Here is a 20,236-nt window from a genome sequence, read left to right as displayed (position 1 = left end):
CTGTGATGCTGTTCTGGCATGACGGATTTCATCGCCCCCCAGATAACTCTGGTGGTCGAGTTCCCACTGCATGAACTTAAGCTGATCTTCCCGGCTTGAACCGTGAATATCACGCCCCATAACGCGCCTGAAATCGTCCTGTCTGGCTTTGTGCCACTGGGCAATCCCGTAAGCTGTCCCACTGTCCCCGACCTTGCCCGGATCGAAGTCCCCATCCTCCTGCGCAAGGTTGGCCACCAACCCGGCAGCCTGAGCCGATGAATAGCCATTGCGCATAAAGAACTGCTGCACGCCGCGAGCCGATTCTTTTTTGGCAGCCGAATCCTGATCTATGGCAGCCTGCGCCTGCTTCTGTTGTTCGTATGAACGCCCCAGACCCAGATAGCTGGCGGCATTATCAATGGCAGAAGCGCCAGGTATGGTTTTATCAATCCATGCCCCAAGGCTATCATTGGGGTCATATTTTTTCAGTGCTTCATCTGCAACATATGCGCCAACACCAGCGAGGGCTCCCGCCAGCCCCCCTTTAAGCCCAATGATGGTTTTCATAGCCCCGACAACGCCCAAAAGGGCGGTTGTGACACTCAAAATACCCGTGAGAACAGGCGCACCCCAAAGCACGGCCAAGGCGATAGCCGCATCCTTGGCTGCACTTTCCCAACCTCCCAGCCTGTCAACTACAGATGAAATTGTCTGAAGCAACCCGGAAATTTTACCCTTAATTTCATCCCAACCGCCATTTTTAAGCCAGTTGACCAGCTGCCTCACGTACCCAGCAATATCCTGAGAAATCCACTGGCGGTTTGCAGCGATCCACTCGGCCATCTGCTGGAGCACGGGAGTAATCGCGGGCTCGACAGCCTCGGCCACACTGTAACCAAATCCCTCCACCGCCAAGGATAGCTGCCGCTGGGAATTCTGCATGCGGGCGGCGGCGTCCGCGCCCTTCTGGTTCATCACACCATACCGCTCGGCTAGGCGGATGTTCTGCTGATATTCCTGTGCCGTTTGCTGGAAAACGGGCAAAAGGCCCTGCCCTGCCTCACCAAACAACTTGAGGGCTGCAATGCTCTGGGCCGCAGGGTCCTTGATGCCACGGATCTTGTTGGCAATCCGATCAAACAGTTGCTCGGGAGAGAGTTTCTTCAGCTCCTCCATGGAAATACCAAGAGCCTGAAACTGCGCTGCAGCCTCCGGGGCAAAGCCATTTACGGCTTCCCACTTCTGGGTGGAAAGTTGGCCCAATGCGCCTGACATGGCATCAGCAGAGCCACCCGACAGACGAGCAGCATTGCGCAGGGCCATAAGTCGGCCGGGGGCCATACCCATGCTGCGTGCAGAGGTACGCAGGTTAGTGCCAACCTGCGCCCAGGCGCTGGCCAGTTTATACACCCCGGCAATAGAGGCGGCCCCAGTCAGCGTTCCCATTTCCGGCACCAGCCGACCGACCGAGCGGAAAGTGTTCAGGGTTGAGCGGGAGAGGTCCTGCATCCCTTTGCGCAGACGGGTAATACCCATCACATCAGAGAAGCGGCCCAGAGAACGCTGTAAATTTCTAACAGGTGCCTGCATGGACGCTACGCGGTTATTAACCGTATTGAGCATCTTACTCGCCCTGTCCGTGGCAGACAGAACAATGCTAACGGTTGCGCCCATTTTTTGCCTCTTTACGCTGCCGTTCAGCGATACGGTTGGCTTGCCCAACCCAATGCACCAGCATCTGGCCGCTCAGGCCTTCTGCTTCGGTCAGGGACATTCCGGAAAAATAGGCCATCAGATCGGCTGGGAGGGATTCCCAGTTTGACGGCCAGTCATAAAAAAACCGGTAAGATAGTCTGCCGCTGTAGCAAACTTGCTGATCGGCATTTTCAGCACAGCGGCCATTGGCCAGTGACTGATAGCACTGACAAGATTAATCTCGGCCTGAAGGAAGTCGGCAAAACTGCCGTGCGATTCCGTTGCCTTGTACTTGCGCCGTTCAGAAACAACTGGTTCGCGCAGTGTCATTTCTGAAAACGATTGATTAACGGCCTCAATTGGCGGAGAGAACAGCAGGATCAGGCTTTCCGGGCATTCAGGCTCTTCATCCGGTTTGCGCCGCACATTTTCCTCAAAAGCGGTAGCATAAGCGACAGCTTTATCCAGAATACGCGTTGGCAACTGGTCTACAGCCAGTTTGGGCCAGACTGCCAGGCGGCAGATCAGATCGATCTGGCTGTCATAGATGCTCTCAATGCTCGGCTTTTTGCCAATGACCTTGGCAGACTGCAAGCAGTGGAAAACCGTAGGCTCACGCAGGCGCAGTTCTTTCCATTCCGCACCATCCTTGGTTGTGATGGTGTTGTCCGGGTAGAATACGCCGTCCTCAACCTGTTCGGCATCATCCTGCTCAGCCACGGCGCACAGGACTTCAGCATCAGTCAGAGCGCTCACGATGCGGTATCCTCCGTAACGGTGTCGCTTTCGACCTTCAGCTCGAAGGTGCCTTCCTGCGTGTTGACGTTAATCTGTTCAACCTGCCAGCCATTCACGCAGGTAATCACCTTACCGATGGCCAGAACAGCGATGATTTCCAAACCGGATGCGCCCTGAAAGTCGGATACCTTGCGGTCGCGCCGGTCACGCAATGTGACCTGAATAAAGCCCTGCCCGGGCATGGACTGAAACCCCTCGACCATGGACTGGCCCTTGAGGGTTTCGTTTACATCCCCGGAAGGCTGCCACTGCAGTTCCCCGACCACATTCCATGCCTCACCATTGATCGTAAGGGAGGCAGACCCCGCGAGGGGGCCACGATAAACACTCATGGTTTCTTTCTATCCCTTAAGACTTGGTGAAGCGGATATCCGCCGCCAGAACCCAGAGCTGGTTGGCAAAGTCGTACGGCAATTGCAGCATGACCTGCCCGCCCCCGGCATTCTCCCAGACAATCTTGGATGCGAACGTATCCGGGTTCTGGACCCAGAGCTGTGTTGCCTGCCAGCGGTAACGGGCAACGGCGGATGCCGCGATCAGCTGGGCCGTGGTTGCCTGTGCGCCTGCCGGGATCTTGGTCCCATCCGCCACAAGGATGTAGCGGCCATACAAGGATGCAAGATATGTCCGCATGTCCTGCATGCAGACCTGAGCGGTCAGCAGCGTTTCAATGTCCAGATAGCTGTCGTCAGGCACGCCAGAGGCGTTTTCCTGATAGGTGGTCACCAGCCGTTCGGTCAGGACCGTTCCGCTATCATCCACCGTAAAGGTGGCCAGACCATCGTGGAGGAAGCTATTGCGTTCATCAAAGGCAAAGCGCCCTGCATCCGTGGGAGGCATGACAGTCAGCGCCAGACCACGCACAGGCAATGCGGGATTTTCGCGCATGGAAACGGCAGTAACAGCGGTCAGCTGCGCTGCCCATGACATGGGGGACGATGGACTATCCGATATGGGCATAACGGTCCCGTGCGGGTCGTTCTGCGCCAGACCAAACGTGGTCGCCTCACCATAGGTGCCACGCAGGGCGGTGATGTGGTGCCCATAGAGTTGTTCCATGGGAGACCAACGGCCAATGCTGTTATCAAACAGGTCCTTGAACGCTGTCAGGCTGGCCGTGTCAGTATAAGGGTGGGCCACCAGATCATAAACACGGGTGCCCATGCTGGCCAGTGCTGTAGCAAGGCTGGTGGGGTTCTGTGTTCCGCCAGAAGGCTGGGCGATGGTCACGCTCAGACCGGACGGAATGCTCTGCCCGCCTGCGGTCCCCAACAGGGAAACGCCGAGCTGGATACCATTGCCAGCCAGCCCTTTGTTCAGGGCTGTCACCGTGACAACATCTGTTGCTGCCGTCACACTGACTGGCAGCCCTGTCACACCATTGGCCGCGATCACCACATTGGCTGCCACAGCCGCTGCCGTATCCCCGACTGACACGCCTACCGGCACAAGCTGGTCGGCAACATACAGTGCCAGAGTGCCGGCGGATGTGGCTGTGCCCGCCAGCGTAAAACTCCCCACGGCGGGCTGGGAGGCCGCATCGTCCAGAAGAGGCAGAACCCAGACTTCGCCCGAGCTATCAATCGTCCGGTAATCACGGACCATGATATGGCACTGGGAGCCCTCGCCGTATTTGGCAATGGCATCACTGACCCCACCCGAAATTGCCAAAGCACCGGGTGTGCCTGTGCCCGTGGGCAGCATTTGACCGACCAGCAGAATGCGCCGGGCGGCACTGGCCGTGTTGGCCCCTGTGTTGTCCAGAGCCAGATAAAAGCCGGGCACACGGTTGCTGGTTGAATAGCCCGGAACCATGATGCTGCTCATGCTGCGGTTCCTTTTGGCTCAATTGTGGCGGGCTGTGCTGTGGCCGGGGCCTGCACTGCGGGAGAGGCTTTCTGCACATCACCACACGCCAGAGCGCGCAGCCAGAAAGCCGTGGACGGCACCTCGGCCCCCTGTTCAGACAGAAGACGCAAGGATGCCGGCCACCGGACCGTACGGCCCGGAGCTGGTTTTACAAACATGTTGGCAAACCTCAGCTAGAGGAAAGAGGCACCTTGAACCCGGCAAACTCATCATTGCCGTTGGCCTGCACCTGCCCGATGAGCTCAGTGGCGGGCATGCCCTCTTGGGGATAGTATTCGATGTATTCCAGCCCCAGCAGCATACGCACTTCGCCAGTATGCTCGGCTGTCTGGCTGTTGATCATCAATTCGGTTTCAATGTCCGTGATCTGGGTAATCATGCCTTGCAAAGTCGGGTCAAACACAAGGGCAAGCTCAATTTGCTCAGCGAATATATCCAGATTGGCAGAAACCTCTGTTGGCGTTTTGCTACATAGCAAGGCGCGGATGGCCAGCGTGCTAACACGGGTAAAGCCTGGCCCATTGCGGCCTGTACTGGTCGCCCTGTCCCGTGGAGCCGTTAAAAGTATGGCGGGCAGCTTATCAGGCGTTGCTGGCAAACTACGATCGACCATGATGTTCTCACCGGCAAGAGTTTTACCGGCAACGAGTGCCTTGGCCGCCGCATCCTTGAGCAACACACGATAGAGAGTCATGAGCTGGCACTCGCAACATTAAGGAAAATATCTGCCCCACCATGGCTATCTTTCTGGACTTCCCTGATCGTGTATGTCTTGCCCCGGACCACCATTATGTCGCCCTGCAATGGCTCAGTCGGGAAGTCAGAAAGGGAAACGCCAAGATGTGGCACGCCTGTAGTCAGGTTTGTCGGCATAAGACCGTCGGCATCGTCAATGACAGCGAGCGGTCTGTAGCCCTCATCAAATATGGCTGGAACCTGCTGTGAAATGCCACTGGACGCAGCCGTCCAGATGACAGGACCCTCCCTCTCTGGATCCTCGCCAAAGATACGGAGATTGGGGGCAAGAACCAGACTTGCCCAATCTAACGCCATGGCTACTCAGCCGCCGAGACGGCCAGACATCAGGATTTCTGGACGTGTGCAAATATGCAGCGGGTAGGAATAGGCCTCCATACGCCACCAGAAATTACGGTCACGGTCAAAAATAGGAATGATGTAAATGGGACGGCCGAGGGTATTGACCCATTCCACTGCCTCCCCCGGAGCCAGTGCGCGCTGGAACACGCCGGGAGCTCCTTGAGGGAAGAACTTCACCTTGTCAGTGGGTACCGCAATGGTGGAGTTGTCGTTCGAGCCACGATAGTTGAACCAGCTGATCCCGCCAAAATCCATGGCTTCAAACGCGGTACCCTTGCGCAGTTCACGCGCGGCTTCCCAGTTGAAGTAGGTGGTCAGAACGTCTTTATGGGCAATCAGATAATCCCAGAAGTCATCGCCGCACATGGCCATGACACGGGTGGAGGGAAGCCATGCCCCCTGCGCCTGACGTGCCATATACCGCACGATTTTGTTACACTGCTGGCGCAGGCTACCCAGCACAGGATCAGCCGCATCAAGGTTGAAGCCAATTTCCTTCGGGCGTGTGATGCCAAACTCTTTTGCCCAGTCAAAGAGCAGTGTGCCGTCCGCGTCCAGCAGAAGCCCCTGAACTGCTGCAAGCCGGTGCAACTCCCAAGTGTATTCCATGTTGGCCGTAAGACCGGTTGGGCCGGACAGACGGCGCGCCACTTCGGTCTGGACCTGCATCAGCACGGATTCCGTCCCGAATTCACGCACGTTCTGCAATTCCGTGGCGTAAACAGTATCGCCATGGGCCAGACGTGGCGCCTCAAAATAGCGCATCTTGCGCTTTTCCGTACGGCGTTCGGTAAGGGGGGCACCACGGTCACTGGTCGGAATAACGATCAGCTGCTGATCGCGGTGTTCGACCGCGAGTGCCGTGGTCCGAATAGGCAGATCTTCAAAAAGACCAAGATCACCAATGCCAGTCGGCAGGAAGGGGACCCGGTCCACATAACTTGTGAGAGAAATGGAGGTAAACGGATCCTGCCGGAAGACGTCAAGAATACTCATATGCCAATCCTGAGCTCACAAAAAAACCGACAGCCTTCATGCTGTCGGTTTGATGCAGAGCTATTGCTTCAGGTGAAAAAGAAACGAGGTAAAGCGCGCCTTAGCGCGCAACAATACCTGCGACGGCCAGCTGGTTCAGCGCTTCGGACTGTAGCGTTGCAACATTGGCTGCACTCGTAACGGCAGGATCCCAGCAGAGCTCCTGTTCGTTAACTTCTGCCAGACGTGAGACAACGGCTACGTGCCGGGCCGTTTCGGCCTCGACATACACACGATCAAACAGCACAGCGGCAGCTGCTGCCGCCCCCGTATAAGGTACGTACTGCTTGGGGCCACCGGGTACGACAACAATGGTGAACGTGTCCCCGGCAACAAAGGCCGTGGTTCCTGCGGATACAGTGAAGGACAGCCCCCCTACATCGAGCGCAGTGCCTGCTACCCCTACCCCAATCTGTGAGCCATCCGGCCCGGAAACGGTGTAGTTTGTCGCATCCGTAAACGCGATTTCGTAATTGGAGGGCTTTGTGCCTGCTGCAACGGTAATCGATCCGATGGTCCCATTGCCAGTATTGCTGCCACCCACCACAAAGTCGGCAATGACTGTCGAGACATCACTGAGGACAAGCCCGGCCTCAAATGAAATATCGGCCGAGGTTTCGTTTACCAGCTCCCCTTTGTCGCGTGAGAGATAGCCATTGGCTTCACGGACAAGGAAGGCACCAGTGTAAAAATGTTCGTTCAGAACAGGACTGACCATGTGGGCCGCCTTTGCTTTTCCAAAGTGGTGGAAGAATTACTTGCGGGTAACGCCTGCGCGCTTCGCTGCGGCATCCCAACCGGCATCAATGCTGGCCTGGCGCGACATGCCGGGAGCGCTGGCGCTCACACGCTGCTGGCCAAACTGGGCCATGGCATCAGCCAGCGCGCCCCCGCGGCGAGATGTCCCTTTTGCCGCTGCTTTTAAAAGGACTTTGGCCTCAGACCGAGGAAGTGACGTGTTGAAGGCAAGGTGAGCGGCAAGGTCTGGCCGATCCGCTGCAGCCTTGGTTGCAAAGATGGCGGCACAGCGGGCACGCTCCCGCGCACGGGCTGCCCGGGCTTTGGGGTCGTCATTATCTTCTTCGTCGTCTTCATCATCTTCCGGATCTCCATCATCGTCCCCACGGGCACGGCTGCGGCCAGATGGCGTGGCGTTGTCGTCATCATCATTGCCGTCATCCCCACGCGCACGGCGGCCAGAGGGGTCATTGTCCTGATTGTCGTCACCGGGGTTGGTGTCGTCATCATCACCACGGGCACGGCGGCGACCAGACGGTGTGGCGTTGCCATCATCTTCCGGATCACCATCATCGGCACCGGGAGGGGCGTTATTTTCCTGATCATCATCCTCAGCGCGGCGAGCACTGCGGCCTGCTGATGCGCCACCAATCAGGTGAGAGAACGAGAGAGCACTCTTCAGGCGTGATTTCGCCATTCGGGTATATCCTTGAACAGACTGCACATGCGCAGGTCAGAGAGAGCGGATGAGGTTTGCAAAAGCTGCGTCGGGTGCGCACACTTGGTCGGCTAGTCCGGTGGAAACCCCGGAAGCCCCCATGAATGTGCGTGCCTCAAACCCTTTTACGACCGAGGTTTTCAACCCCCGGTTGCGGGCAACCGTTTCGCAGAACAGTGTGCCCATCTGGTCAATATCGGCTTGGATACGGGCCAGTGCGCCTTCAGACAGGCTCTCATATTCGGAGCCTTCCGCTTTGTAAGCGCCATACCGCACCATTGTGACCACCACCCCCGCCTTGGAAAGCGATTGTGAGAGGTCAACATGCATAAGAATGACGCCTATGGAGCCGGTACCACCCGTGCGCGGCACAGTGATACGGTCTGCCGCCGAGGCCAGCGCATAGGCAGCGCTGAAGGCATTCTCATCCAGAATGGCATGAATGGGCTTTTGCCCACGAGCCTGAAAGATGAGATCCACCAGATCAAAGCAGCCGGCCACTTCCCCACCTGGACTGTCAATATCGAGCACAATGGCTTTGACTGACTTGTCATTCAGGGCGTCAAGAAAGTTGAGGCGGATGCCATCATAGCCAGTCATGCCTGAAAAAGGGCGAAGGCTATTCAGTTTTTGCACCAGCGTGCCCTGAATGGGGATAACCGCAACACCAGCCACTACGTCATAGGCTTTTTCGGCGGCGCGGTCTGTTTCGTCCAGAGCAATCATGCCCGGCCCCATGGCAATGGACCGGCCATCATGGAACATATGTGCAATGCCCAGACGGTCCGCCAAGGCCGCTACAACGATCTCGGCTTTCTGCGGATGGATGGCAATGGGTGTATTGAACATCCGCTGTGCAAGGTGTGGAAGGCGGCTCATTGTGGATCCGGTGTTTGTGTTGTCTGGTTCACAGGCGCCCCCACGGCCCACTGTGGGAATGGAAGCCCGCGCTCTTTCATCATCTGCCGTTCAGCGGTACGCTGATCGAGCACCTCTTCATAATCAAGACCCTGCTCGGCGCATTCGCGTTCAAGCGTGCCAAAACCTGCATCCAGCCCCAGCACGGCACCTTGCCGTTCGGACACCGGGTCAACCCACCCACGACCTGGGCCAATCCAGTGGCACCGGGAGTAAGCTGTCCGGGCTTCAAGAAAATCCGGTGCATTATTGGGGAGTGGCAGGCGCTTCTGGTCGAACATCTCTTCCAGAACCGAGCAGTAAACCGGGTTGGCAAAACTGACAGCAAAGTCGCCCCGCCGGCGGTTCATAGTCTTCCACATTTCCAGCATAGATGAGCGAGAGGAACTGTAGTTCGTCTTGGAATAATCCATGCTCAACTGTTCGGCAGAAGTGCCAATAGCGGCTGCAAAATTACGAAGAAAGGCACTCTGAAAGGCATCAAAACCGCTGTTTGGTCTTGTGGACGCAACAGTTTTTACCTCTTCGCCTGGCGGCATGACCGGCACCCGGACACCGCCAATAGTCAGGGGGTTATCCTTATGCCAGCCTTCCCGCAGGTTCTGGTATTCGGTCAGTTCGCCATCTTCCATGCCGGACCGCACATCTTCGGGATCGTACGGGCTTTGCACAAACGTGGCGAAAATGGTCTGGACAAGGGCTTGCTGGAGTTCGGCCTGATCGTACCGTCCAAGCATGCGAAAGCGGTTCAGAATAGGAATAAACACACTCAGCCCGCGATGCTGGCCTGCATCATCAAAGTCATAGGAATGTACGACAATGGAACGCCCCCACGGAGTAAAGCGGGGTATGCGGTCCCAGATCATGCTTTCCACCGCATCGAAATAATCGAATTGGTGGGCCTGGCGGATATGATAGGCGATGTGCGCCCCATTATCGTCTATTTCCACCCCGCCACGCATCGTATGCGTATCCATCTGCTGGTACGGGTTGGAGAGCCGGTCCGGGTGAATGAGCTGAAGGGCAGTCGCGTAATCGGCCCCCTGCTCTATCCGCTCCGGTAGCCAGCGCATGACGCCCAGAGCTTCTCCGTCTTTCATCTGATGCATGAAGGCCAGACGAAAGAGCTGGGTAATTGTCAGCTTTTGGGCCGCATCACAAAAAAGCAGAGGGTTTTCTGACCACATGCGCCATTCAGCTTCCGCAGCCTGCCTGAACTCACGAAACCACACGGCATCAAATGCTTTGCCATATCGCCCTTTCAAAGCACGATAGTCAGGCTTGGCAACCAAGCGGAACTGGGCGCCTACCACATTGTCGGTAATGCGGTTGATGCTTCCACGTGCCCACCCGTCATTACGGAACAGGTCCCGCGCACGAGCAACCATGCGGTCACGGTCGAGATTGATCTCCGCATCAGGAGAGCGCAGCCATGGGTTCCATTCTGAGCTTTCATTGCCCATCATGTCCGCGCCGTCATAGGCGAACATACCGCCCATGCCCCCCATCCAGTTGCCGGGCAACGTCATGGGAAATGAAGCCTTTGCACCCTGACCTGCACCTGAACCGCTCAGGCTGTTCCAGGCGCGGCGTAACAGTCCGGGTTTTTTCAACGGTAGCGTATCCTCATCGCCCGCCGTGAGGTGCTTACCCCCAAGAGGGTGTTCAGTTCACGCAGGTTGTTACGGAGTTGAGCTTCAGAAGCGCCAGCAAATGATACGTTCCGGCCACCATCACCCTGATTGTAGCCAGCTGACATGGGCCGTGTTCCATTGAGCAGAGACAAAAGGGCCTGCTGCGCCGCATTGCGGGCTTGGGTAACCTGTGCCTCCGTCATGCCTGCATAGGTGCCCCGGGGCACAGGAAAGACAGATTTTGCCATTAGTAATTCCAGCGTGATCGACGGGGACCTGTGGTTATGGGCTTTGCAGGCGCCGCATCAGTTTTTCTCTGGCCCGGTCTTGCCTGAGTTCGCTGTGATGGTGCAGATTTCCGGGCCTCTTCGGGTGGGTTTTCTCTGGTCTCAAAAGGTACGTGCCCGCTGGCCCGTTCCTGCTCCATGAGGTCTGCACGTTTGTTCAAAGAGAAACCTCGATAAATCAGACCACACAGGGCTGCGTAGCTGTACACGGCAAGGTCAAGGGCTTCGTTGGCGCGGCCGGGAATTTGCTCCCACACACGGTATATCTGGCCGTTTTTGTGCTTTCTGACTGATCGTTCGGCCAGCAGCTGGGCGAAGTAGTTAATGTCCCGGTCTGCGGGAAAATGCATGTAACCGGGTGCCGGTTGCCCCGGTTCAGGCAAAGCAAGGTGCAGGCGGCTCCGGATGACATCCTTGGCCGCATTGACGCCTATGATGATGGGCCGAAAGCTGGCCTTGCTGCGCGATGTGGGGCGCTTGGTCGGCCATACGGGGGAGCGTGCACCACCGCGTGCGGACTCCCCTTTGACGGCCCATATTTTTCGCCCGAGACGCGCACGACAGAACTCATAGACCTTCTGGGTATGGTGCCCGCCGGAATCTATGCATGCTGCCATGACGGAGAAAGGCCTGCCATCAGCCCTGAACCAGTGCCGCTTTAACGCTTCATCAACCCTGTTCCATAGCTCAGGCCCATCAGGATCACCCTCAATAACGATATGGGCGATAGACCACCGCTCTTCGTTTCGGCCCCAACCTACAAACTCCAGCTCAACACGGTCATCTTGCACGTCCCCACCAACGGTGATCAGTACCACACCATCAGGAACTTCACCCGGCCAAGTCTCTACTCTGGCAACGAGAGCAATTTCATTCAGTGCGCCGTCGCCCCTGTCCTCATATGGCAGACCAAGTGCTGTATTGATGAAAGTTTGGCGCTCTAGTGGTTTGTCTTTAACCTCCAGCCATTCGGCCACCAATTTTGACCACGCAGCATTCGGAAACAGAGAATACCCTGCCCAGATATGGAACGAGGCGTGGCCTTTGAACGGACGTGAGGCCACCCATTTCCCATGGGCAACCATGTCTGCCTTTTCAGCTTCATCAATGACGCAGCCGCAGTGCTTGCACACATAATGGGCAGTCTCTGGCAGGTGATGGCCATCCGCGTCCTGATCCCATTTTATGCCATAAGGTGTGTCTGGACCGCCCCATTCCAGTGCCTGGAACTCATGACAATGCGGGCATGGCACGTGATAGTAGCGGCCATCGCCTTGATCAAACGAGCGCTCAATACGGCTTATGCCAGCAACAGTAGGAGTGGACCCCAAGGCTATCAGCCGGTTCCAGTAGGTCTCTGCTCGTTTGGACCCAAGGGCGATCTGATCGCCCTCTGAACCAGCGCCACCCACTGGGTAACCATCTACCTCGTCAAACAGCACGATACGCACGGTGATACGACGAAAACCGCCCGGGCTGTTTGCTCCCACGAGGGTAAGGGAGGACCCATTGAGAAGGGTCTTTTTTAGCAGTGTATTTTCGCTGCTCTTGGCCTTTGGGTCTCCTGTTAGTGCCGCAAGCTCGGGAGTATCACGCAACATGGGCGCAATTTCGGACTTGCTGTAACTCTCCGCATCGCTCTCACGCGGCTGCACCATCAAAATGGGTGATGGGTCCTGATGCAGATAGTAGCCAATGGCGTGGTCAAGTATCTTGGTGTAGCCCACGCGGGCTGACTTCATGACCGAGATCTTCTCCACAGTGGGATCTGTGAAGGCATCCATGATGCCAACCTGATACGCGAAGGCTTCAAACTTACCTGTTTGCGCACTGGTCTCTGCTGAAAGGACAGCATATTCAGCGGCCCATTCGCTCAGGGAGAGTTTGGGCGGGGGCTTAAGGTTGGCCTGCCGTTGCGCCACCAGAGCAGCGACAAAATTCTTATACCCCTGTGGGTATCGTAGAGCCTCCATCTGCGGTCAGTTCTTCCAGGGCTCGTGTGATGAGAACCCTTAACCTCTCCTGCACGTCTGCAACTGTTTTACATCTGTGGACTGAAGGGGCATGCTCTGCTGGCAACGCCAGAAGTTTGCGCCGCACAGCAGCGTATTCCTTGCCCACTCTGGCCGTAACAACGGCAATTTCAACCACAGATCCGGAGCGCTCATCAAAATCCAACTGCTTGATGCGTGCCTTTGCATTCTGCTCAAGCAGCAATGCTGATTTCATGTCCAACAGGCTGCCTGCCGGTGGCTCAAGGTCAGGTGAACTGGAACGATCCAGACTGACCACCTGAGGTGCAACCTCTGGCGGGGGTTGCACCTCAGGTGGCAGGGGTGGTTGCACCCCTGAGTGTGTCTCCTTTTTAAGATCGAGCCATTCATTAAAAGAGGCAAGATTTACGCGGTTGCCTTCTGAAATAATTCTTCCAGATGCAAGATGTTTTTGAATTGCCGACCGGCTTACACCCGCGCGCCTTGCCGCCTCACTCTGGCTAATTGTGTCAGCACTCATGCCTAAACTGCCACCTGCAACTGCAACCCGAAAAAAAATTGTTAGCTAGGGATCAAACGAGCTCGCGCAATACCCGTGATCGGGGCACCCCCCAGGAGGGACCCAAGAAGGGGGGGGGGACCCCCTGTGGTGGGAGGGGCCAACGTGCCGGTCACCGCGCCGAGCGGATCGCCTTTTCCACGGCAGCCTCAAGTGCCTTGGTCCCCTGCTCCCGCACCAACTCGAGTGCGACCTGATCAAAGCCCAATCGCTTTCTGACTGGTCTGTTGGACTTGAACACATAGAGCAGCTTCAGCCCCGTCCTTTTTCCACCAACAGTCCCAAGCTTTCCTTTGGTACCGCGCTGGCCACTACGCTGATTACCTGTTGGCGGACGCTGCCATATCCCGCGAATACCACGCACAGTCCCAACAAAAACATCAGGCCGCGCTACCAGACGCTTGATCAGCCCTCTTGGTATCTGACCATAGGCATCGGTCTTGCCATCAACAGGCACGAGCAGATCCCCGTCCCCACCTTTCGCACCGACCCAATGGTCACCACCCGTTTCATATGGAGACAGGTATTTATCCTGTGCAGGCCTGATTGAAACCACCGCAGTCAGATCTGACTTACTCGCCTTCTTCTCAACCTGTGTGGCACGCTGGGTGAAAGGCCTCGGGTCCTTGAAGATATCAGACATGGCCGAGTTCTCTTTGCGCATGACCTGCAAGGCCAGGTCATTCAACGCAACAGAGGCAGTAAATGGGATCTGTTTGGCCATGTCTGAAAGCTGCTTCTGAGCAGCCTTCACATCGACCTTGATACGAAAGTCAGCCACAGGCCCTGTTCGCCCGCTCTATACACTCATCAGCCCGGTCTGCAGCCCATACACGGATACCAGGACGCCGGTCGCTTTGGGCCATGTAGGCATAGTGCTGGGCGGCCCGTAGCCATACCGAGTGGTCTGACGTCTGCTTGCTTCCATGAAACGGGCGATTGCGCTTCGGGCGTCTGTTGGAATGACTGTTGCCTTGCTGCTTCATTTCTTCCTCTCAACAGACCGACCGGCCTTGATCATCAGTTCATGCAAACGACGAATTTCCACGTGACAGTCTCGCAGAAGCCTCTCTTTGCGCCCCAGTTCTCGCCTAAGCCTGAAGTTGTCCCGCCGGCCTGAAAGCAGGTCCGTGAGCCAGCGCCTCATGCCTTGGCCAGATCCAGCGGCACCATGTTCCACGCCTGATCCGGCGTTTCCCGCGTATGCAACCTGAGGTAGGACTTGGTGCAGTCGGAGCGGATACTATTGGCAATCGCTTCCATGGCCTCCTTCCACTCAGGATCCGGCACATCAAGCCTGCGCAGACCAAGGATTTTACTGGTCTGCATCTTCCCTTCCTTGCCCACGTCAAACGCATCCATGACGACGACCCGGAGACTGGCATTTGCCCCCTCAGTCCAGCGTTCAAAGAGCTGATCCAGCAGTGTCTTGGCGACGTGGATTTCCGGGCCGAACGTAATGCTCTCGCCCATGGCAACAGTCACACGCAAACGGCCGTCATAGGTGCTGAGCGTGATGTTGCCCTTCTGGCCGCCCATGCTGACCCCATACTTTTCATGCAGGAGGGATTGCAGGGCAGCTACATCAGCAAACCCGGCGCGCTTGAAGGCGGCAAGCTGCTCCGCAAGCTGCGCGGCCGCTTCATGCAGGCGGCGCACAAGCTCATCTTCCAGAAGGTGTTCGGGTTTGACGGCCTCAAGCGGCACCAGTCGCCCCTTGGTGTCCTTCATGTAGCCTTCGGGCACGGTATCGGAAGCAGTCGTCATGGTGATCAATCCAAATAGTTTGCGGAGCCATCCCCTTCTCGGACGTGGCTGTATCGTGTCGTCGTGGCGAGCGATGCGTGCCCCAGCGTGGCCTGCACCACATGCACCGGGGCATTGTTATCGAGCGCGTGCGATGCATGGGCGTGCCGGAGCCAGTGAGCCGAAACAGCCCCAGATAATCCGGCACGCCGCGCCGCCCGCTTGACGATGCGGTGGGCCGCATCATGCGAAAGCGGGCGGCCATCGTGGCCGGGGACAACGGGCGCATCCGGCCCGCTATCAACCCGCAGCGCCACGAGCTGCTTGTAAAGCTTTGCAGGGACCTGAACGGCCCGCGTCTTGTTGCCCTTGCCGAACACAGAGGCCACGCCACCCTGCTGGCGGCGCGTAACATCCCGCCACCGTAGCGCGCAGGCCTCTGAGATACGGAGCCCCATCCGATAGAGCACATCCAGCAGCGCCCGCTTGCGCGGTTCCATCTCGGCCTCGATCATGGCCAGAACCTGCTCGCGTGTGAGAATGCGCTCATTCAACGTGTCGCGCCCGCGCTCCAGCCGGAACGCTGCCCCGGCATTGTGCGTGAGAACGCCCGTCCCCGCCGCGTAAGCCAGCAGGGATTTTGCAGCGGACAACTTGCGCCGCCGTGTGGCATCGGACGCATCGCCCATGCTGTCGTACCATGCTTGCAGGTCCGCCAGAACAATCTCAGCCAGTGGCTTACCCGCATGCGCCAGCAGCTCGCGGGCATCACGCTCATAAGCCCGCCGGGTGTTCTCCCCACGGTTGTGAAGCCACGTTCTCAGCACGAGATTATCAGCAGAAACTGAGGCCGCTTTTGCAGCCCCCGGCGCGGGCGATCTTGCACGATCTCCGCTAACCATATGATTTTCCTACATTAGTGGTCTATTTCGCCCCCTCAAAATCCGCGTGATAACTGCACTTATCTTGCGGGTTTATGGGGGTATCTGCGGGTTATCTTGCAGGTGCCGCACTAGCGGGTGCAAGATAACTCCGGGTTATCATTGCGGATTATTCGGACGGAACACCGCCGATTTTCCGACCACAACTCCCCCATCGGGGAGCGCGCCAAGTGGACCGAACCACACCTGCGGGGAGCTGTTCACTGGCCTGGCATTCCATCTCACGCCGTGCGGCACGTTCCACACGCTGCAAAATGTCTTCCCCAACGCAAAGCAACCCGTCAGCCATAGGCCGCAGATCCGTAACACGGCAGCGGAGCAAATCCCCCGCGCGCACAATTGTGTTGCGTAAAAGAAGGGGCGTCTCGCTCCGATCAATATCGGAGCGATGCCGGGCTGTGCGTGGGAGGTATAGCTTTGCCACTAGGCAAACCGCACCATCCAGCGCCAGTATTAGAACAGGCTTTTTCCCATGCAGTGCAATCTGGCCACGGCAGAAACTCTGCCCTTTACCCATGCAACCGCCATTTTTTGTTTAGGAAATAAAAAAGCCGTGGACCCTAATGGACACACGGCTTCGAAGATTATGAGAGTATAGATTTAATTTGGGGTAAGTGTCAAATTAATTTTCGTGAAATTTCTTATGTCCAATAAATCCCAGCTTTTGGTCAAAGACAGGTTTAAATCTCACAAAACTTTCTGTCTTTTGAGTTTTTCTATTATCATCAATAGGCGCAGAAATATTTCCATATTTGTTAATATTCTTCTCTATATTCTGCATTCTTTCCGATAAAGACGAAATCAAAACGCCAGTTTCATCTCCCTGTTCAGACATTTTCTGAACGGCATTAGCAATAGTAACTGGACTAGATATTTTATAATTTTCTGAGACCACATATTGAAAAACTTCATGAAGTTTTTCACGAGCTCTTAAAATTCCGTCCCAAGATTCTGTACTGAAATATATACACCTTTGATCTAAGTTATCGAAAGGTAACACCTCGCCTTCACGAATCATATGTATAACTGGCTTATGGAAGGCATGACGAATACCTAACTCGTAAAATGCATTTGGATTACGTTCAGACAAATCAGCAATAGCAAGATCGGCATGAATAATATCATTAATGACGGAAGTGTTAATAGAGCCGGGACTAACATCTTTGTCTGCTCTTTTTACAATATAATTGAATGGCTCTTTTTCAAGAACCTCCTTGATAATGCCATCTAAAAGAAAATCAGCATTAACGCGCGTCTTTGACTCAGCGGCACCAATTGGACCGATGACAAAACATACTTTCTTTTCTTTTTTTCCACTCATTTATATAATCCAATTATTATAAATCTAATTCAAAGTTCCGACCATCGTTGGTGCCGGTTCGTCGATTTGTTTGTTCATGCTCAGTAGCGACGCGCACCCAATCGGCATAAACTTCAATCATCATTTCTGATAGTTCATCTGGCGACCAACGTACAGCACCTGCATGAAAATACGGAGTTACTGTAAAACCAGTTTCTTTTGTACCTTCAAAGCGAATTACAGAAAGAATTACGTCTTCTAGTTCAGGTAACGATTGGCGAATAAGCCAATCTTGAACACTAAAAACGACTTCGCGCGCATCTGCATTTAGGCCCGTATTTGAACTACGAAAATCAATGAAAGGAACGAACAGTTCCGTTTCACTAATTACACAAAGACGATCATCCCAAAACCGCGTATACCCATGAGACGGGTTTATCATACCGGGTGGTAAATCTGTATTTCGTATTGAAGTCCAACCTTCATGCCGCCAAAAATCAAATAGTGCTTTTGCTTTTAAACAATTTTGTTCTCTTTGAATTGCAATTTTACTGCATTTAGAAAGGATATTTGCCTGAACAACATCCCAAGGGGCATCTGCTATTGGTAAATTAAAACATGCCTGATCGCGTAAAATTTCTGGGAGATATGAGCGCGTGGGCTCATACGACCAAGACGCTTGACTCCTAACAAATATTTTTATGGCACGATCCCTAATTTCTCCCCTAGGTAGGGCTGCAAATCTAGCAAATTCAGTGCTGGGGAGGGACTTCTTCGCCATATGTAGAATCGCTTACTTGGTTAGTACTAACCAAGAACATACGACGTCCACGTTCAAGAGTCACCTTATCTGGTATTTGGCGAGTGACAACTTCGCCCTTCCTGACTTGTTCAGACACATAATGCCATGGGCCATTATGAACATGGGACAGATCTACCAATCGACCAGCCGGGAGGTGGCCAAATGATACCAATACCCACATTATTGCACGATTAAGCTGCCAATCTTCTGGCGGATTGAGGTCGCGTTCTTCTCCTGTCAGCAGGTTTTTAGCCTTAGCCCGCCTAGTGATCGGATTTTTCCCAAACTCATTAAAAGATTTATATACTGTCGGGTGAACTGGACCATAAGGCCAAGCTTCAAAAGCACCTTTAACAGCCGGATTACCTGTTGCGGCAAGATAATGTGCATGAACGAAATATAAGAGTTTCTGAAGTGCAAGTGGCGTAATGGTATCTTGGTTAACCATCATCGTCCGTGCAACGTCCAGTATGCAGTTTGCAACAGCGCGAGGATCATATGGCGCATTGGTCATAAAGCAATTCCTCCCTTTCCTGTTGCTTGGAACGCACGGAACCCCGTGAGTTCTCACCGTGAGAAATCACGCACTGGCTACCGCGATAAGTTCCGTAGGAACCTACGGCGGTGGTTTATACTGTGAGCCCAAAATTGCTAGGGGGAAAAGGGATAAAAATAGGGAATGTAGGCAACGCCAGAGGGTTATTCCTCCTTACTCAATCCCAACTGAACCAACCGCCGTATAGCTTCCGGGCGCGTCACATATGGAGGGCCATTTGCGGCTATCCATGCGTCCACCTCATCCAAAACAGCACGTTCGAAACGGACATTAACCGCTTCAGAATCAACCTTTGGACGTCCCTTTTTTGGTTTTATAGCGCTATCTATTGACATAATGATTTTATAGCGCCAAAAAGCCGAGAAGCAAGGGACAGAACCCCATGCCTATGGCTGATGCCTTATCTACCACACACCGCCGCTCGTTGCTCGCTGGAATCATGGCTGTGCCATTTCTGGCAGCAACTGCTCATGCAGAAGCATACCTACATGCCGATGCTGCTTTGCTGGCCGCGTTTAACCAGTTTCAGGACTGCCGCAGGCGCATAGACGCACATTGTGTGGCAAAAAATCATATTTTCGGAACGCCGGAAGAACGGTTGCACGAAGATAAACTCAATGCGCTCGTTGTTGAACAGGATGAGCTTGTTGCCGCCATGGCAGCCCTGCCCGCCACAACACATGCCGGTCAGCAGGCCAAAGCCATTGCCGCACTGACCATGCTGCGTGACCAGATTGCGCCGGGTGAGGAGGAACTGGGAGACAGCATGACCTGGCTGGAAGTCTCGTTACTGACAGACCTCACGCGGGAGGCCGCAGCATGAGCAACATCATTCCTTTTAGCTTTGAAGACCATGCGGTGCGAGTAATCACACAAGACACTCAACCGTGGTTTGTGCTGGCTGATGTGTGCGATGTGCTAGACTTAGGTTCTCCTCACAAGACTCTCGAACGCTTGGATGACGATGAAAAGGGGCGGACTACTATTCCGACCCTAGGTGGCCCCCAAGAGATGAACATCATCAACGAAAGCGGCCTTTACAACCTCATTTTCACCAGTCGCAAGCCCGAAGCTAAGCGGTTCCGCAAATGGGTAACGGGCGAAGTGCTGCTGAGCATCCGCAAGACGGGCAGCTACACTATGCCCACGGATAAAACAGAGTGGTTCAACCGCTTTGCCCGCATTCTGTGCCTGTGGGATGCAGTGGGCGAGGCCGCAGCCCGGCAGGAATGGGGAACGTGCGCCCTACCCTGCCCCATGCCGCGCAAACCCGCCATCCGTATGCTTATGGAGGCAGCGCTGGACTTGCCGCCCCACCTACTGCCCGCTCCATCCACCAAGGCCATAACCAACCGCCACAACGGCGCACTAGGCGGCCGCCCCCGAAAGGACGAAACACCCGAACAGGCCCGATTACGCCGCTTCCATATGGTGGATAAGGAGATCACACCAGCACCAGACGGCTCCAGCGCGGTCGTGGTCACATACGCAACACACAAGGGGGCTTAGGCCCCCTTCTTTTTTGGCATTAGTAAATCATTGAGCTTTTTGATTAATGACATTGAA

General features: G+C 55.2%; 25 protein-coding genes. 2 read left to right on the top strand and 23 right to left on the bottom strand.

The window, feature by feature from the left end; genetic code table 11:
* The 23 genes from GOB83_RS11665 to socA form a co-directional block, all read right to left on the bottom strand.
* A partial coding sequence (locus tag GOB83_RS11665; RefSeq protein WP_165926180.1) for a phage tail tip lysozyme occupies positions 1-1,656 on the bottom strand: 1,656 nt, incomplete at its 3' end.
* A complete protein-coding gene (locus tag GOB83_RS15115; protein WP_260400872.1) occupies positions 1,640-1,774 on the bottom strand; it encodes a hypothetical protein in 135 nt (44 codons plus the stop codon). The genes GOB83_RS11665 and GOB83_RS15115, both read right to left, overlap by 17 nt.
* Complete coding sequence (locus tag GOB83_RS11660; RefSeq protein WP_264802479.1) at positions 1,774-2,433, bottom strand: phage tail assembly protein; 660 nt, start codon at positions 2,431-2,433, stop codon at positions 1,774-1,776. Before GOB83_RS11660 ends, GOB83_RS15115 begins: the two co-directional genes overlap by 1 nt.
* Positions 2,430-2,807, bottom strand: a complete 378-nt coding sequence (locus GOB83_RS11655) for a phage tail tube protein (protein ID WP_165926179.1) — start codon at positions 2,805-2,807, stop codon at positions 2,430-2,432. The genes GOB83_RS11660 and GOB83_RS11655 overlap by 4 nt, the downstream gene beginning before the upstream one ends.
* Before the next feature lie 16 nt (positions 2,808-2,823).
* Positions 2,824-4,302 carry a phage tail sheath subtilisin-like domain-containing protein gene (locus GOB83_RS11650; protein ID WP_165926178.1) on the bottom strand — a complete coding sequence of 493 codons (1,479 nt, stop codon included), beginning with the start codon at positions 4,300-4,302 and terminating at the stop codon, positions 2,824-2,826.
* Positions 4,299-4,502, bottom strand: coding sequence for a DUF2635 domain-containing protein (locus GOB83_RS11645; protein WP_165926177.1), 204 nt, complete (start codon positions 4,500-4,502; stop codon positions 4,299-4,301). The genes GOB83_RS11650 and GOB83_RS11645 overlap by 4 nt, the downstream gene beginning before the upstream one ends.
* 11 nt (positions 4,503-4,513) lie before the next feature.
* The gene (locus tag GOB83_RS11640; protein WP_165926176.1) at positions 4,514-5,038 is read right to left on the bottom strand and encodes a hypothetical protein; all 525 of its coding nucleotides are present in this window, start codon (positions 5,036-5,038) and stop codon (positions 4,514-4,516) included.
* A complete protein-coding gene (locus GOB83_RS11635; protein ID WP_165926175.1) occupies positions 5,035-5,397 on the bottom strand; it encodes a head-tail joining protein in 363 nt (120 codons plus the stop codon). Before GOB83_RS11635 ends, GOB83_RS11640 begins: the two co-directional genes overlap by 4 nt.
* Before the next feature lie 6 nt (positions 5,398-5,403).
* Entirely contained in the window at positions 5,404-6,438 is a 1,035-nt protein-coding gene (locus tag GOB83_RS11630; RefSeq protein ID WP_165926174.1) for a major capsid protein, read from the bottom strand.
* Between the two features lie 100 nt (positions 6,439-6,538).
* Positions 6,539-7,195 carry a head decoration protein gene (locus tag GOB83_RS11625; protein ID WP_165926173.1) on the bottom strand — a complete coding sequence of 219 codons (657 nt, stop codon included), beginning with the start codon at positions 7,193-7,195 and terminating at the stop codon, positions 6,539-6,541.
* A gap of 36 nt (positions 7,196-7,231) precedes the next feature.
* Positions 7,232-7,912 (bottom strand): hypothetical protein, encoded by a 681-nt coding sequence (locus GOB83_RS11620; RefSeq protein ID WP_165926172.1) that lies wholly within the window; start codon positions 7,910-7,912, stop codon positions 7,232-7,234.
* Positions 7,913-7,948: 36 nt separating this feature from the next.
* Positions 7,949-8,812 carry a S49 family peptidase gene (locus GOB83_RS11615; protein ID WP_165926171.1) on the bottom strand — a complete coding sequence of 288 codons (864 nt, stop codon included), beginning with the start codon at positions 8,810-8,812 and terminating at the stop codon, positions 7,949-7,951.
* Positions 8,809-10,380 (bottom strand): phage portal protein, encoded by a 1,572-nt coding sequence (locus GOB83_RS11610; protein ID WP_198912006.1) that lies wholly within the window; start codon positions 10,378-10,380, stop codon positions 8,809-8,811. Before GOB83_RS11610 ends, GOB83_RS11615 begins: the two co-directional genes overlap by 4 nt.
* A gap of 80 nt (positions 10,381-10,460) precedes the next feature.
* Complete coding sequence (gene gpW, locus GOB83_RS11605) at positions 10,461-10,733, bottom strand: gpW family head-tail joining protein (protein WP_165926170.1); 273 nt, start codon at positions 10,731-10,733, stop codon at positions 10,461-10,463.
* The gene (locus GOB83_RS11600; protein WP_165926169.1) at positions 10,733-12,745 is read right to left on the bottom strand and encodes a phage terminase large subunit family protein; all 2,013 of its coding nucleotides are present in this window, start codon (positions 12,743-12,745) and stop codon (positions 10,733-10,735) included. Before GOB83_RS11600 ends, gpW begins: the two co-directional genes overlap by 1 nt.
* Positions 12,714-13,286, bottom strand: coding sequence for a hypothetical protein (locus GOB83_RS11595; RefSeq protein ID WP_165926168.1), 573 nt, complete (start codon positions 13,284-13,286; stop codon positions 12,714-12,716). The genes GOB83_RS11600 and GOB83_RS11595 overlap by 32 nt, the downstream gene beginning before the upstream one ends.
* A gap of 151 nt (positions 13,287-13,437) precedes the next feature.
* Positions 13,438-14,106, bottom strand: a complete 669-nt coding sequence (locus GOB83_RS11590) for a hypothetical protein (protein ID WP_264802476.1) — start codon at positions 14,104-14,106, stop codon at positions 13,438-13,440.
* A gap of 362 nt (positions 14,107-14,468) precedes the next feature.
* Entirely contained in the window at positions 14,469-15,092 is a 624-nt protein-coding gene (locus GOB83_RS11585; protein WP_165926167.1) for a DUF3164 family protein, read from the bottom strand.
* A gap of 5 nt (positions 15,093-15,097) precedes the next feature.
* Entirely contained in the window at positions 15,098-15,973 is an 876-nt protein-coding gene (locus tag GOB83_RS11580) for a tyrosine-type recombinase/integrase (RefSeq protein ID WP_165926166.1), read from the bottom strand.
* Positions 15,974-16,121: 148 nt separating this feature from the next.
* Entirely contained in the window at positions 16,122-16,529 is a 408-nt protein-coding gene (locus tag GOB83_RS11575) for a hypothetical protein (RefSeq protein WP_165926165.1), read from the bottom strand.
* Positions 16,530-16,634: 105 nt separating this feature from the next.
* On the bottom strand, positions 16,635-17,333 hold the full coding sequence (locus GOB83_RS11570; protein WP_165926164.1) for a hypothetical protein: 699 nt from the start codon (positions 17,331-17,333) through the stop codon (positions 16,635-16,637).
* Positions 17,334-17,349: 16 nt separating this feature from the next.
* A complete protein-coding gene (locus tag GOB83_RS11565) occupies positions 17,350-18,093 on the bottom strand; it encodes a hypothetical protein (protein ID WP_165926163.1) in 744 nt (247 codons plus the stop codon).
* Positions 18,065-18,628: a type VI toxin-antitoxin system SocA family antitoxin gene (gene socA, locus GOB83_RS11560; protein ID WP_165926162.1), complete on the bottom strand. Its 564-nt coding sequence runs from the start codon at positions 18,626-18,628 to the stop codon at positions 18,065-18,067. Before socA ends, GOB83_RS11565 begins: the two co-directional genes overlap by 29 nt.
* Positions 18,629-19,052: 424 nt before the next feature.
* On the opposite strand from socA, the gene GOB83_RS11555 reads away from it, so the two are divergent.
* Positions 19,053-19,493 (top strand): hypothetical protein, encoded by a 441-nt coding sequence (locus GOB83_RS11555; RefSeq protein ID WP_206752416.1) that lies wholly within the window; start codon positions 19,053-19,055, stop codon positions 19,491-19,493.
* Positions 19,490-20,179 carry a BRO-N domain-containing protein gene (locus GOB83_RS11550; protein ID WP_165926160.1) on the top strand — a complete coding sequence of 230 codons (690 nt, stop codon included), beginning with the start codon at positions 19,490-19,492 and terminating at the stop codon, positions 20,177-20,179. Before GOB83_RS11555 ends, GOB83_RS11550 begins: the two co-directional genes overlap by 4 nt.
* Positions 20,180-20,236 lie beyond the last annotated feature (57 nt).

This window comes from Acetobacter fabarum, from assembly GCF_011516925.1.
Lineage (GTDB): Bacteria > Pseudomonadota > Alphaproteobacteria > Acetobacterales > Acetobacteraceae > Acetobacter > Acetobacter fabarum.
The sequence above is the reverse complement of the archived record's forward strand: the minus strand, read 5'-3'. Positions and strand labels throughout refer to the sequence as shown.

Bases quoted from the DNA above. Each gene is read 5' to 3' on its own strand.
- gpW (WP_165926170.1), bottom strand. From the start codon at position 10,733: ATGGCAAAATCTGTCTTTCCTGTGCCCCGGGGCACCTATGCAGGCATG.
- GOB83_RS11570 (WP_165926164.1), bottom strand. From the start codon at position 17,333: ATGAGTGGAAAAAAAGAAAAGAAAGTATGTTTTGTCATCGGTCCAATT.
- GOB83_RS11565 (WP_165926163.1), bottom strand. From the start codon at position 18,093: ATGGCGAAGAAGTCCCTCCCCAGCACTGAATTTGCTAGATTTGCAGCC.
- GOB83_RS11640 (WP_165926176.1), bottom strand. From the start codon at position 5,038: ATGACTCTCTATCGTGTGTTGCTCAAGGATGCGGCGGCCAAGGCACTC.
- GOB83_RS11655 (WP_165926179.1), bottom strand. From the start codon at position 2,807: ATGAGTGTTTATCGTGGCCCCCTCGCGGGGTCTGCCTCCCTTACGATC.
- GOB83_RS11650 (WP_165926178.1), bottom strand. From the start codon at position 4,302: ATGAGCAGCATCATGGTTCCGGGCTATTCAACCAGCAACCGTGTGCCC.
- GOB83_RS11610 (WP_198912006.1), bottom strand. From the start codon at position 10,380: ATGACGTTGCCCGGCAACTGGATGGGGGGCATGGGCGGTATGTTCGCC.
- GOB83_RS11645 (WP_165926177.1), bottom strand. From the start codon at position 4,502: ATGTTTGTAAAACCAGCTCCGGGCCGTACGGTCCGGTGGCCGGCATCC.
- GOB83_RS11575 (WP_165926165.1), bottom strand. From the start codon at position 16,529: ATGGGTAAAGGGCAGAGTTTCTGCCGTGGCCAGATTGCACTGCATGGG.
- GOB83_RS11580 (WP_165926166.1), bottom strand. From the start codon at position 15,973: ATGGTTAGCGGAGATCGTGCAAGATCGCCCGCGCCGGGGGCTGCAAAA.
- GOB83_RS11600 (WP_165926169.1), bottom strand. From the start codon at position 12,745: ATGGAGGCTCTACGATACCCACAGGGGTATAAGAATTTTGTCGCTGCT.
- GOB83_RS11555 (WP_206752416.1), top strand. From the start codon at position 19,053: ATGCCTATGGCTGATGCCTTATCTACCACACACCGCCGCTCGTTGCTC.
- GOB83_RS11630 (WP_165926174.1), bottom strand. From the start codon at position 6,438: ATGAGTATTCTTGACGTCTTCCGGCAGGATCCGTTTACCTCCATTTCT.
- GOB83_RS11625 (WP_165926173.1), bottom strand. From the start codon at position 7,195: ATGGTCAGTCCTGTTCTGAACGAACATTTTTACACTGGTGCCTTCCTT.
- GOB83_RS11585 (WP_165926167.1), bottom strand. From the start codon at position 15,092: ATGACGACTGCTTCCGATACCGTGCCCGAAGGCTACATGAAGGACACC.
- GOB83_RS11620 (WP_165926172.1), bottom strand. From the start codon at position 7,912: ATGGCGAAATCACGCCTGAAGAGTGCTCTCTCGTTCTCTCACCTGATT.
- GOB83_RS11550 (WP_165926160.1), top strand. From the start codon at position 19,490: ATGAGCAACATCATTCCTTTTAGCTTTGAAGACCATGCGGTGCGAGTA.
- GOB83_RS11635 (WP_165926175.1), bottom strand. From the start codon at position 5,397: ATGGCGTTAGATTGGGCAAGTCTGGTTCTTGCCCCCAATCTCCGTATC.
- GOB83_RS11595 (WP_165926168.1), bottom strand. From the start codon at position 13,286: ATGAGTGCTGACACAATTAGCCAGAGTGAGGCGGCAAGGCGCGCGGGT.
- socA (WP_165926162.1), bottom strand. From the start codon at position 18,628: ATGACCAATGCGCCATATGATCCTCGCGCTGTTGCAAACTGCATACTG.
- GOB83_RS15115 (WP_260400872.1), bottom strand. From the start codon at position 1,774: ATGGCCTATTTTTCCGGAATGTCCCTGACCGAAGCAGAAGGCCTGAGC.
- GOB83_RS11615 (WP_165926171.1), bottom strand. From the start codon at position 8,812: ATGAGCCGCCTTCCACACCTTGCACAGCGGATGTTCAATACACCCATT.